The following is a 12,824-nucleotide window of genomic DNA, read 5'->3' as shown; positions in this document are numbered from 1 at the left end:
GCTCCTTACCGTTAAACGTTTCAGTTTAAACTTAGATTTTACCAACCAGATCCAGGCTTGGTTTCAGGGTTTCAGCGCCCTCTTTCCATTTTGCAGGGCAAACTTCACCCGGGTTATTGCGAACGTATTGAGCTGCTTTGATTTTGTCTACCAGCGTGCTTGCATCACGGCCGATACCGTCAGCATTAATTTCAACCGTTTGAACAACGCCTTCCGGATCGATGATGAATGTACCGCGTTGTGCCAGACCTTCTTCTTCGTCCAGAACGTCGAAGATACGGGAAATGCGTTGGGAAGGGTCACCGATCATGATGTACTCGATTTTGCCGATTACATCGGAGTGATCGTGCCATGCTTTATGTGTGAAATGAGTGTCAGTAGATACGGAGTATACTTCCACACCCAGATTTTTCAGTGTAGCGTATTGATCCTGCAGGTCACCCAGCTCTGTTGGGCATACGAAAGTGAAGTCAGCCGGATAGAAGCAGACAACGCTCCATTTACCCTGGAAGTTTTGTTCGGATACATCGATGAACTCACCATTGTGGAAAGCCTTTGCGTTGAAAGCATCTACTTTTTTACCGATAAGAGACATAATAAAATTCCTCCTGATTCCAATATTTTTTGGTTATCCTAAAATGTAATTAGAATAAGTATAATCTGAGAATCATTATCATACTATACACAGGGTCATGTCAAGCGATGTACGGGACTTCACTTAATCTTCATTTTGGAAAGGAATTTTCTTCCTTTTTATAGGCGATTTTCAATTATTTTGCCCTTTTGAAGAGGTTCATTCACCTTGTGAATGTTCAATAATTGTTCATATTTATCCTTTTTGATCGTAAAGCATTTTCATGCTCCACCATGTTAATACCCATTATGTCGACTCCTGATCTTCATGAATTTCATGAATATGTAAAAAGCCGCTGCTCGGAAAAAGTTCCGGTCAGCGGCTTTGGGGCTATCATCAAGATTGTTTGGTTATTTGACTGCTCAACCGCCAAATATGACATTGCCGAGTGTGTAAAAACTGCTGCCCAGCGTATTGGCGAGCTGATACAGCGGCAGGATGGTCACCTGGCGCAGCGGCTGGATAAATACGAGCAGCAGGAACAGCAGCATGGCCCATTGTTCCACACGCTGCAGACGTGCGCTGATGCGCGGAGGCAGCCAGTCGGACAGAATCCGGTAGCCATCCAGCGGCGGCAGCGGAATCAGATTGAAGATGAACAGGAAGCAGTTCATCAGAATCATATTTTCCACAAACGTATAAATCGCGATATCAATCCGGTTGTTGGCAAACGAGCCGATCAGGCCGAAATAGTTGAGTGCGTAATAAATAATGGCAGTGAACAGAGCCACGAGCAGATTGCTGACCGGTCCTGCCGCCGATACCATAATTCCCATCAGCCGCGGACGACTGAAGTTCTCGCGGTTAACGGGCACCGGACGCGCCCAGCCAAAGCCGGCGATCAGCAGCAGGATCATCCCGAGCAGATCAATATGGGCAGCCGGGTTAAGCGTCACCCGTCCGAGCAGCCGGGCCGTAGGATCGCCCAGCTTGCTCGCTACATACGCATGTGAAAATTCATGTACGGTAAATCCGATGACGAGCGCCAGTACGTAAAATGGCAGCACATCCAGCGGAACAAATAAAATGTCATCCAGAAAATCCATTCCTTACCTCTTTCTCGCTACAAAGGCGATCCAGTCTTCATCACGATGCGCACCTTCCACTACAAAACCGGCAGCTTCCAGTTCCTGACGCACATCGTCTTCTTTGTTTTTATAAATACCGGAAGCGATATACACACCGCCTGGCTTGAGCGCTTCATAGACATCATCGATAAACAGCAGAATGATCTCGGCCAGAATGTTGGCTACAACTACCTGTACCGGCAGCGTAACATTCAGCTTTACATCCAGGCTATCGGGGTCAGCCTTGAGTACGGACAACAGATCACTCTCATATACTGTAATATCCTGTTCCAGTCCGTTCAGGCGTGTATTCTCCCCTGCACTTGAGACTGCGACAGGATCAAGATCCAGTGCCAGTACACTCTTCGCACCAAGCTTCATGGCACCGATGGCCAGAATACCCGAGCCTGTACCGACATCGATCACTTCTTCACCACCGTGGATTACGGTCTCCAGCGTACGCAGACAGAGCGAGGTGGTCGGATGTGTCCCTGTTCCAAAAGCCATACCCGGGTCCAGTTCGATAATCTGCTCCTGCGAACTCTCCAGTGTGTACTCTTCCCAGGTCGGCTTGATCGTCAGACGCTCCGATACACGAATCGGTTTGAAATACTGCTTCCAGGCGTTCGCCCAGTCATCCTCGTCCACTGTTTTCACAGAGATGGTCGCAGCACCTGCATCAATACCAAACTCTTTGAGCTGGCTCGTACGCGTGCCAATCTCGGCTGCGATCGCATCCATATCGGTCGCTTCGGCAAAGTAACCCTGAACAACTGCCAATCCTTCCGGAATATCGTTCAGCGGCATTTCATACCATTGTCCATAGGAAGTATCACGCGGCTTGTTCAGTGTACCGGATTCCTCGATCGTTACGCCGCCTGCGCCTGCTTCATGCAGAAAGTTAGAAATCATCTCTACCGCTTCTTCGGTTGTATGTATAGTTAATTCATGCCATAACATGGTTTAAGTTCCTCCTGTTTTCGAGCGTGCATTACGCTTCATTGTACTACAGATTAACAGTATAATTCAAAATGGCCTGCTTTTACAGGGCATGACCGATGAACAGACTTGTTTTATGGATTTGAACAGACTATGTATTCCTTGGCTGTACAGAAACATAGCTGACAACTCTGAAATGCCGTGGCTTTCCTTTGAGCCCATTATGCAAAATAAAGCCCGGTCCTTGGCAGAACCGGGTCACTTTATCCTGTTTAGTTCACATGCCGCTGCTTAATCGCCGCGGAATGCTCTTTTCACACGGTCAAAGAAAGACTGCTCGTTCTCATGCGTGTTCTCGCCGCTCAGTGAGCCGAACTGACGCAGCAGTTCTTTCTGGTCGTCTGTCAGATTGCTTGGTGTCACCACGACAACCTTGATATGCTGGTCGCCCTGTCCGGTACCGCGCAGACGAGGTACGCCTTTGCCTTTAAGACGGAAATAGGTGCCGGTCTGAGTACCTGCAGGTACTTTGATTTTGACTTTCTCAGTCAGTGTCGGCACTTCAATCTCGTCGCCAAGCGCAGCCTGGGTAAAGGTAAGCGGAATCTCGCAGTAGATATCATCGTCTTCACGCTCGAAGAAATCATGGGATTTCACGCGGAATACGATATACAGGTCACCCGGAGGGCCCCCGCGTACACCGCCTTCCCCTTCACCATTGACTCTCATCTGTGAACCGTCATCCACCCCAGCAGGGATACGGATATGGATTTTACGCTGCTTTCTTACACGGCCGCTGCCGCTGCAGTTGTTACATTTTTCTTCGATAATGGTACCTGTACCTCCGCAATTGGAACAGCTGCGGCGGTTCACCATACGGCCGAATGGCGTATTCTGTACCACTTCTTCCTGACCGGAGCCATGACATACCGAACAGGTCTTCGGCTGGGTGCCCGGCTTGGCGCCGGAACCGTCACATACATCACAATTCTCGGTACGGTTGATCGTAATATCGGTTTCTTTGCCAAATACCGCTTCCTTGAATTCCAGGTTCATCGTGTACTGCAGATCGTTACCACGCTGAGGGGCATTCGGGTTACGCTGTCTGCCGCCCTGACCGCCAAAGAACATATCGAAAATATCACCGAAGCCGCCGGAAGAGAATCCTCCTCCGCCAAAGCCGCCCTGATTCGGATCGATGTGTCCATATTGATCATACTGGGCACGTTTGGATGAATCGCTCAGTACGTCGTAGGCTTCCTTGACTTCCTTGAACTTGGTTTCCGCGTCCGGCTCTTTGTTAACGTCCGGGTGGTACTGGCGTGCCAGCTTCCGGTAAGACTTTTTAATCTCGTCATCGGAAGCATCCTTGCCAAGGCCCAGTACCTCATAATAATCGCGCTTATCCGCCATCGGTCCACCTCCACTCCTTTATCTGAATGCTATGAATTACCGGATAACGAATCCGGTTGTATTTATGTCTGAAAGACTTCCTGTGTCCGAAATTCTGCATGATATGCGATCGATACACGCACCTCGCTGCAGACTTTGTTCATACCGGCAAGTTCTCCCGTTATATAGCACTCTGTGTGTTATACCATGTTCCCATAAAAAATGAAAGTCAAAGCACGGGATGCCCCGGCTTTGACCTTCCCATTTCAAGCACTAGCTGATTGCGCCAGGATTAACCGGCGCTTTGTATACGATATTTTGCAAGGCAAAAATCGTTTGGATAGACGTACATGTATTGGTAATCCAAACAATGCTTAGTCTTTTTTGTCTTCGTCGACTACTTCGTACTCTGCATCCACAACATTGTCGTTTTTCGGAGCAGCGCCTTCTGCGCCCTGCTGCTCTTGTGCAGCCTGCTCGTACAGTTTGACTGCCAGAGCCTGTGCCACAGTGCTCAGCTCTTCTGTAGCCGCTTTGATCGCTTCTACATCGTCGCCTTCCAGTGTGGATTTCAGCTTGTCTTTGGCAGCATTGGCTTTTTCGACTTCGCCTGCATCCGCTTTTTCACCAAGATCTTTGATTGTTTTTTCCACTTGATAGATCAGCTGGTCGCCGCTGTTTTTAACTTCAACGAGTTCTTTGCGTTTACGGTCTTCTTCAGCATGCAGCTCAGCGTCTTTCATCATTTTCTCAACTTCTTCATCGCTCAGACCGCTGGAAGAAGTGATGGTGATTTTCTGGCTCTTGCCTGTACCTTTGTCTGTTGCGGATACGTTAACGATACCGTTGGCATCGATGTCGAAAGTAACTTCGATTTGCGGTACGCCGCGTGGTGCAGCAGGGATATCGCCCAGCATGAAGCGTCCCAGTGTTTTGTTGCCGGCTGCCATTTCACGCTCACCTTGCAGCACGTGAATTTCAACGCTCGGCTGGTTATCCGCATAAGTGGAGAACACCTGGGATTTGCTTGTTGGGATTGTAGTGTTGCGCTCGATCATTTTGGTAAATACGCCACCTGCTGTCTCGATACCGAGGGACAGTGGAGTTACGTCCAGCAGGACAACGTCTTTTACGTCGCCAGTCAGTACGCCCGCTTGAACCGCTGCACCCAGTGCAACAACTTCATCCGGGTTAACGCCTTTGTGAGGCTCTTTACCGGTCAGTTTTTTGATTGCTTCCTGTACAGCAGGAATACGAGTGGAACCACCCACCAGAACGATTTTGTCGATTTCGTTAGCGCTCAGACCGGAGTCTTTGATCGCTTGACGAGTCGGGCCGAGTGTACGCTCTACGAGAGAAGCGGACAGCTCTTCGAATTTCGCGCGAGTCAGGTTTACTTCCAAGTGCTGAGGCACGCCGTCTGCGACCGTGATGAATGGCAGCGAGATCGTAGTTGTCAGTACGCCGGACAGTTCTTTTTTCGCTTTTTCAGCTGCGTCTTTGAGACGTTGTACAGCTGCTTTATCTTTGCTCAGGTCGATGCCCTGATCTTTTTTGAATTCACTTACCAGATAGTCGATGATCACCTGGTCAAAGTCGTCACCACCGAGGTGGTTGTCACCGCTGGTTGCTTTAACTTCGAAGAAGCCATCGCCCAGTTCAAGAATGGAAACGTCGAATGTACCGCCACCCAGGTCATATACGAGGATTGTTTGGTCTTCGGATTTTTCCAGACCGTATGCCAGTGCTGCTGCTGTTGGCTCGTTGACAATACGCAGAACTTCCAGACCTGCAATTTTACCTGCATCTTTGGTTGCTTGACGCTGGCTGTCATTGAAGTAAGCCGGAACCGTGATAACCGCTTGAGTTACCGGTTGGCCCAGGTAAGCTTCTGCATCGGATTTCAGTTTTTGCAGGATCATCGCGGAGATTTCCTGGGAGCTGTATGTTTTGTCATCGATGGTTTCTTTGTGGTCTGTACCCATGTGACGCTTGATGGAGCTGATCGTGCGATCAGGGTTAGTGATGGATTGACGCTTCGCTGTCTCACCAACGATACGCTCGCCGTCTTTTTTGAAGCCGACTACAGAAGGGGTCGTACGTGCGCCTTCCGGGTTAGGAATAACGACTGCTTCGCCGCCTTCCATTACTGCCACACATGAATTTGTTGTACCCAGGTCGATACCAATTACTCTGCTCATGCTTAATTTCCTCCTTGTAACGTCTATGTTTTTTTGAAAGAATGTTCGATATTTTAATCAAGCAAAAGTTACTGTTAGGTTGAGAGATAGAAGCTCGTGCCTATCATGTCATAAGCTTGCCGACGTTAAAAATGCCGGACAGCTGCTCATAATTATGATGCCACACGCTTAGCCGCTTACTTTAACCATTGCCGGACGGATAACTTTATCCTTCAGCACATAGCCTTTTTGCAGCTCTTCCACGACGATGCCTTCTTCGTATTCGTCGGACTCTACCTGCATGACAGCTTGATGGAATTCCGGGTTGAATGGTTGTCCAACGGCTTCCATTGGTGTCAGGCCTGTGTTTTTGAGTACGTCAGACAGCTGGCGGAAGATCATATCTACGCCTTTGGAGAAGGATTTCAGTTCCGGGTTCTCCGGACGGGTAGCCATCGCGCGTTCAAAGTTATCGATAACCGGGATCAGTTCAGTAATGAGCTGGGCAGAAGCGTACTTCGCCAGTTCTTCCTTTTCCTTTTGTGTACGGCGGCGGAAGTTATCAAAATCAGCCTGTGCACGCAGGAGACGCTGTGTCTGATCATCTGCGTGTGCCTGCACACGTTCCAGTTCAGCACGGGATACGACTTCCTCGGCTGCGGACTCCGTGTTGGCAGAATCGGTAGTGTCTACGGACTCTGCGGCTACATTGTTGTCTTCAGCCTGGATATCGTTCATCATTTCCTGATCTTCCGGGTTGTTGTTTTCTTGAAAGGATTGCTCTTTATTCAAGATTGTTCACCTCCTTGTAATAGCTCGTTATTCCTTATTATTCATACTGCAGCTCCTGATACATTTAAGCAATATATGTTAGTCATCAGAGAGAACAATTAACGATACCATTGTTTGAGTATCCGGGTCATATCATGTGACAGCATATTCAGCATGCCCATTACTCTCGCATATTCCATGCGTGTAGGTCCCAGTATACCAATAGTACCCAATGATTCGCCATCCAGCTCATAGGTGGCTGTAATCAGACTGCAATTTTCAAAAGCTTGATGCGCATTCTCCGCACCAATACGTACCTGGATACCATGGGGCGCAGAAGCTTCCGCCATCAGACGGGTAAGCGTTGGCGTCTCTTCCAGCAGATCCAGAATACTTTTGACTTTGTCCATATCCCTGAATTCCGGTTGAATCAGCATATTCGTCGCTCCGCTCAGGAAGATTTTCTGTTCCTGTTCGTGGCCGAAAGCAGAATTCAGCGTAGCCATCATTTCTTCATAATGCTCCAGATGGCGCTGCATCTCTTCACTGATTTCCGTGAAAATTCGGGTTTTTAATTTATATAAAGGCACACCGGTCAGTCTGCTATTGAGCAGGTTGACCATTTGCTCCAATTCGGATGCGGACACATTGTCCGGAATCCGAATTTTGCGGTTTTCCACCTGTCCTGTGCTGGTAACCATGATGGCAATCGCCGTCTCGTCATCCAGCGGCAGCAGTTGAAAATGGCGCAAAGAGGTATGGAATACCTCGGGGCCCAGTAAAATGGAAGTATAGTTGGTCACATTGGACAGCACCATCGCAGCATGCTGCATGAGCTGTTCGGCCGCTGACAGCTTTTCTGCAAAGAAACGCTTCAGCTCCTTGATCTCGGCGGTGTTGACCGCTTCAACCGGTGTGAGATGATCCACATAATAACGATAACCCTTCTGGGAAGGAATACGTCCGGCTGAGGTGTGCGGCTGCTCCAGGAATCCCAGTTCTTCCAGATCGGCCATTTCATTGCGAATGGTCGCCGGACTGTAATTCACATCGCCTCGTTTGGATATGCTACGGGACCCGACAGGTTCCGCCGAACGAATGTAATCATCCACAATTGCATTCAGAATCATTTTTTGACGCTCGGTTAACATGAGGCTCCCTCCTTTTGGTAAGATATCCGTTCTGTGAGGATCAGGATCATATATTCCGCACTGTTCTTTTGTCCAGGATCAATTCAATCTCCAAATCGGATTCCCTGAAAAGAAACAGCCAAGGGATATGCCGGTTCCTTATAGAGAAAGATATCCACTTCGTTAGCACTCAGCATTAGTGAGTGCTAACGACTAATACAAAAATACCAAACTGCCTCATTTATTGTCAAGTCAGTTTGGCTATTTTACTGTGGTTGTTTTGTAAAAATTGAACACCCGCCGCAGTCCTGCTCTCGACGGGTGAAATTTTTTGACAAAATCAGATATTCAGTACTTTGAGGACAGCAATCTCATCACAGCGATCCTGCTTGGGACAATGTCTGCAATCCGCCCATACCTTCTCCGGGAAAATGCTGGTGTCCACCACTTCAAAACCGTTCTTTTTAAAAAAGGAAACTTCATACGTTAGCGCCATCACCTTGCGCAGTTTACGGGCTGCTGCATGCTCGATCAGTTTGTTGAGCAGATGGGACCCGATACCCTGCCCTTTATGCCCGTCGGAGATTCCAAGTGAACGAATCTCCACCAGCTCCGGACCGAGCTGACAAAGGGAGCCGCAGCCGACCAGCTCATTATCAATCTCTGCAACGACAAAATGCCGAAGCTGACGGTGCAGTGCTTCAGCCGAGCGAGGAAGCATAATGCCCCGTTCGGCATAACCGGCAATTAATTGATACAGTGGTTCTACATCTTCGGGTACGGCAGCTCTGCAAGTGACTACAGCGGGCATTCTTGTTTCCTCCTCGGGACGGTGATGCGGATCAGTTGCATAATGCGACGACACAGGTCCGTATACCTTTTATTTAAATTGTAAGTATTGGGTTCTTGGCAATTATAGTGATATATGCAGACAGGATAGTCATGTAACCCTTGACTTCATACATATACCGATTGAATTAATACGTATAAATATACAACATAACGAATTTATTTTCAAGATCCAATCCCATAAAAAAAGCTGTACTGACACTATTATTTTTCCTGACGTACATTCCCTATCCAGCCAGGTAAATTAAGGGTATTTGTGCGAATCGTATTATTTTTACTGTTGCGCATATCACGAATTTTCGCATTCATTTACCAGCAAATTCTTCCACTCAATCATTCACCTTTTATTCAATGATTCACTTTTTATTCAATGACTATGTATACTTAAACCAATCTACCCGTATGTACTCACAAAAAAAGCAATCAGTTCCAAAAATGGGACTGATTGCTCAAATGGGTCATATCATGTCTATTTATGCGGATCGGCTAACAACGATCATACATCCTGTGTAAGATATACCGTTCCGGGAAGAATCCATGCGGTTAGACGGTCTCCGTCTGTTGAACCAGACTGCCGACGAACTCACCAAATACATCATTGCCAAACAGAAGTCCTTTCTCGCTGAGCCGATAGCCTTCTGCAGTCACTTCCAGCAGTTCCTTTTGCATCAGCTTCTGAATCGGGCCGCGGAAAATATCATCCAGCTCTGCACCATCAAACTGACGGGTAAAGCGTTCCTTGGATACACCTTCCAGCATACGCAGTCCGACCATCATAAAGTCTTCCATCGCTTCTTCGCGATCGATCTCTGCGTGATCCAGGCGAGGCAGACCCTGCTGGGCCGCTTCATTATACGGGTTAACTCCTTTAATATTCATATGGCGCTCGCCAGCTACATATCCATGCGCTCCTGCACCAAGACCATAATAATCCTCATTACGCCAGTACGTCATATTATGACGGCTGCCATATCCCGGCTTGGCAAAGTTGCTGATCTCATACTGCTCATATCCAGCCTGCTTCATCTTCTCCATCAGCAGCAGGTACATTTTCAGTTCCACTTCCTCATCGGGTAATGGCAGCTGATTTTTCTGGAACATGGTGTGGAACAGCGTGTTCTCTTCCACTTTGAGACTGTAAATGGAGTAGTGCGGCAGATCCAGCTCCAATGCACGATCCACGCTGTAGGACAGCATATCCAGCGTCTGGTTCGGCAATCCGAACATCAGGTCAATCGACAGATTGTCGAGTCCCACTTTGCGGGCATTCTCCAGACTACGGTATACATCGTCCGTATTATGAATACGCCCGATACCGGTCAGCAGATCATTTTGAAATGCCTGAACGCCAAAGCTGACACGGTTAACGCCGCCTGCCTTCATAATCGCCAGCTTGTCCGCATCCGTCGTTCCGGGATTGGCTTCCATCGTAAACTCGATATTATCCGACCAATCCGGAAAATACGTGCGGATCGACTTGAGGAAATATTCCATCTCATCGTTCTTGAGCACAGTAGGTGTGCCGCCTCCGACAAAAATCGTATCAATTGTGCCCGGCGGATGCTGCTGCACCGTATATTCCATCTCACGTTCCAGCGCCCGCAGGTAATCCATTACCGGCTGGTCTTTGAGAACATAAGAGTTAAAGTCGCAGTAAAAGCACTTATTCGTGCAGAACGGAATGTGCATGTATATCGCACGGGGCGCGTCGTTGTTCAGTGGTTTATTCATGACTCTTTTCCTCCCCGTCATTCTATTTTGAACCTGGCTGTATACCAGGGTACGGTCATCGTTAAATTGAGATCTAAATGATAACATCTCGGCAATGGACAAAAGGGAAAGCCCGTTTCCAGGCCTTCCCCTCGTCTCACCGGTAAAGCTTGCTTATAGGACAGACTAGTCGTCGATCCGCAGAACCGCCATAAAGGCTTCCTGCGGTACTTCTACGTTACCGACCTGCTTCATACGTTTTTTACCTTCTTTTTGCTTCTCCAGCAGCTTACGCTTACGGGAAATATCACCGCCGTAACACTTGGCGAGTACGTTTTTACGCATCGCTTTGACAGTCTCACGGGCAACGACTTTGGTACCGACGGAAGCCTGAATCGGAATTTCGAACATCTGGCGCGGAATCAGCTCGCGCAGCTTCTCACAGATAATCCGTCCGCGATGATACGCACGGTCACGGTGAACGATAAAGGACAATGCATCGACCTGTTCGCCGTTCAGCAGAATATCCATTTTCACCAGATTGGACTTGCGGTAACCGGAAATCTCGTAGTCAAAGGATGCATATCCTTTGGTACTGGATTTGAGCTGGTCAAAGAAGTCATATACGATCTCGGACAGCGGTACCTGGTACGTAATCGTAACACGGGTCGTATCCAGATATTCCATATTGATGAATTCGCCGCGTTTGGTCTGACAAAGCTCCATAACGGTGCCGACAAAATCATTCGGTACGATAATGGAAGCTTTGACAAACGGCTCCTCTACATACTCAATCCGGCCAAGCTCCGGATAGTTGGACGGGTTATCGATCGTAATCACATCACCGTTGGTCAGGGTAACATGATAGATAACGCTCGGTGCCGTCGTGATCAGCGGAATGTTGAATTCGCGCTCGATCCGTTCCTGAATAACATCCATATGCAGCAGTCCAAGGAATCCACAGCGGAAGCCAAAGCCCAGCGCACTGGAAGATTCCGGTTCAAAGCTCAGGGAAGCATCATTCAACTGCAGCTTCTCCAGTGCTTCACGCAGATCCACATAATCGGAAGATTCGATCGGATACAGACCGCAGTAGACCATCGGGTTGATTTTACGGTAACCCGGCAGTGCTTCAGCTGTCGGATTCTTCGCATCGGTAATCGTATCCCCGACACGCGTATCTCCAACCGTCTTGATCCCCGCTACGATAAATCCAACATCGCCGACGTTCAGTTCGTCCACGATCGTCATACGCGGCATAAATGCGCCGACTTCAATAACTTCAAATTCCTTGCCGGTCGCCATCATTTTGATTTTGGAGCCGGCTTTGATCTTGCCGTCCACGATCCGGGAGTAGATGATAACCCCTTTGTACGGATCATAATGCGAGTCAAAGATCAGCGCTTTCAAAGGATTGGATGGATCACCCGTTGGTGCGGGTACCTTTTCCACGACCTGTTCCAGGATTTCCTTGATACCAATGCCCGCTTTGGCCGAAGCCAGTACCGCTTCGCTTGCATCCAGACCGATAACATCTTCGACTTCCTGCTTAACTCGCTCCGGATCAGCGCTTGGCAGGTCGATCTTGTTAATAACCGGCAGAATCTCCAGGTTATTATCCAGTGCCAGATACACATTGGCCAGTGTCTGCGCTTCGATCCCCTGTGCAGCATCCACAACCAGCAGAGCGCCTTCACAGGCTGCCAGACTGCGGGAGACTTCGTACGTAAAGTCGACGTGTCCCGGTGTATCGATCAGATTGAGCAAATACTCTTCGCCATCATCGGCTTTGTACGTCAGTCGTACAGCCTGCAGCTTGATCGTGATTCCGCGTTCACGCTCCAGGTCCATCTGATCCAGTACCTGTTCTTGCATTTCACGTGAAGTCAGTGCGCCAGTGTACTCCAGAATACGGTCAGCCAGTGTTGATTTACCGTGGTCTATATGCGCAATAATTGAGAAATTACGAATTTTTTTCTGTCTTGCTGCAATATCAGTCATTCCTTACCCCCAACATAAGCCTGAAATATAATGCTGATGGTCCGGTCCTTCTTGAAAGGTCAACCATTCCATTAATCAATTTATTATAGCAGTTGCTTGATTCCCCAGCAATCCCACAACGCTAAGTAAAATGGAAGGATCACCGGGAATA

The 12,824-nt window shown here is 48.4% G+C and carries 10 protein-coding genes; all 10 read right to left on the bottom strand.

Translation table 11 applies throughout. The features are described from left to right. Window positions 1–31 precede the first annotated feature (31 nt). The gene (gene ahpC, locus WH45_RS12155; RefSeq protein WP_046214700.1) at window positions 32–595 is read right to left on the bottom strand and encodes an alkyl hydroperoxide reductase subunit C; all 564 of its coding nucleotides are present in this window, start codon (window positions 593–595) and stop codon (window positions 32–34) included. A 401-nt stretch (window positions 596–996) separates the two neighbouring features. Beyond that, a complete protein-coding gene (locus tag WH45_RS12150; protein ID WP_046214699.1) occupies window positions 997–1,680 on the bottom strand; it encodes a site-2 protease family protein in 684 nt (227 codons plus the stop codon). Window positions 1,681–1,683: 3 nt separating this feature from the next. Next, complete coding sequence (gene prmA / locus WH45_RS12145) at window positions 1,684–2,661, bottom strand: 50S ribosomal protein L11 methyltransferase (RefSeq protein ID WP_046214698.1); 978 nt, start codon at window positions 2,659–2,661, stop codon at window positions 1,684–1,686. A 270-nt stretch (window positions 2,662–2,931) separates the two neighbouring features. Beyond that, complete coding sequence (gene dnaJ / locus WH45_RS12140; RefSeq protein ID WP_046214697.1) at window positions 2,932–4,053, bottom strand: molecular chaperone DnaJ; 1,122 nt, start codon at window positions 4,051–4,053, stop codon at window positions 2,932–2,934. A 353-nt stretch (window positions 4,054–4,406) separates the two neighbouring features. Further along, window positions 4,407–6,233 carry a molecular chaperone DnaK gene (dnaK, locus tag WH45_RS12135; protein ID WP_046214696.1) on the bottom strand — a complete coding sequence of 609 codons (1,827 nt, stop codon included), beginning with the start codon at window positions 6,231–6,233 and terminating at the stop codon, window positions 4,407–4,409. Between the two features lie 168 nt (window positions 6,234–6,401). Further along, window positions 6,402–7,004 carry a nucleotide exchange factor GrpE gene (gene grpE / locus WH45_RS12130; protein WP_046214695.1) on the bottom strand — a complete coding sequence of 201 codons (603 nt, stop codon included), beginning with the start codon at window positions 7,002–7,004 and terminating at the stop codon, window positions 6,402–6,404. A 98-nt stretch (window positions 7,005–7,102) separates the two neighbouring features. Further along, a complete protein-coding gene (hrcA, locus tag WH45_RS12125) occupies window positions 7,103–8,134 on the bottom strand; it encodes a heat-inducible transcriptional repressor HrcA (RefSeq protein WP_046214694.1) in 1,032 nt (343 codons plus the stop codon). A gap of 319 nt (window positions 8,135–8,453) precedes the next feature. Further along, window positions 8,454–8,924 (bottom strand): N-acetyltransferase, encoded by a 471-nt coding sequence (locus WH45_RS12120; protein ID WP_046214693.1) that lies wholly within the window; start codon window positions 8,922–8,924, stop codon window positions 8,454–8,456. A 581-nt stretch (window positions 8,925–9,505) separates the two neighbouring features. Beyond that, window positions 9,506–10,693 (bottom strand): radical SAM family heme chaperone HemW, encoded by a 1,188-nt coding sequence (gene hemW / locus WH45_RS12115; protein ID WP_152663554.1) that lies wholly within the window; start codon window positions 10,691–10,693, stop codon window positions 9,506–9,508. A 165-nt stretch (window positions 10,694–10,858) separates the two neighbouring features. Beyond that, a complete protein-coding gene (lepA, locus tag WH45_RS12110) occupies window positions 10,859–12,673 on the bottom strand; it encodes a translation elongation factor 4 (protein WP_046214691.1) in 1,815 nt (604 codons plus the stop codon). Window positions 12,674–12,824: the final 151 nt, after the last annotated feature.

The organism is Paenibacillus wulumuqiensis, assembly GCF_000971965.1.
GTDB classification, from domain to species: domain Bacteria; phylum Bacillota; class Bacilli; order Paenibacillales; family Paenibacillaceae; genus Saccharibacillus; species Saccharibacillus wulumuqiensis.
The sequence above is the reverse complement of the archived record's forward strand: the minus strand, read 5'-3'. Positions and strand labels throughout refer to the sequence as shown.

Excerpts from the sequence above, each read along its gene's own strand:
- prmA (WP_046214698.1), bottom strand. The coding sequence starts at position 2,661 with ATGTTATGGCATGAATTAACTATACATACAACCGAAGAAGCGGTAGAG.
- dnaJ (WP_046214697.1), bottom strand. The coding sequence starts at position 4,053 with ATGGCGGATAAGCGCGATTATTATGAGGTACTGGGCCTTGGCAAGGAT.
- WH45_RS12150 (WP_046214699.1), bottom strand. The coding sequence starts at position 1,680 with ATGGATTTTCTGGATGACATTTTATTTGTTCCGCTGGATGTGCTGCCA.
- ahpC (WP_046214700.1), bottom strand. The coding sequence starts at position 595 with ATGTCTCTTATCGGTAAAAAAGTAGATGCTTTCAACGCAAAGGCTTTC.
- hrcA (WP_046214694.1), bottom strand. The coding sequence starts at position 8,134 with ATGTTAACCGAGCGTCAAAAAATGATTCTGAATGCAATTGTGGATGAT.
- WH45_RS12120 (WP_046214693.1), bottom strand. The coding sequence starts at position 8,924 with ATGCCCGCTGTAGTCACTTGCAGAGCTGCCGTACCCGAAGATGTAGAA.
- dnaK (WP_046214696.1), bottom strand. The coding sequence starts at position 6,233 with ATGAGCAGAGTAATTGGTATCGACCTGGGTACAACAAATTCATGTGTG.
- hemW (WP_152663554.1), bottom strand. The coding sequence starts at position 10,693 with ATGAATAAACCACTGAACAACGACGCGCCCCGTGCGATATACATGCAC.
- lepA (WP_046214691.1), bottom strand. The coding sequence starts at position 12,673 with ATGACTGATATTGCAGCAAGACAGAAAAAAATTCGTAATTTCTCAATT.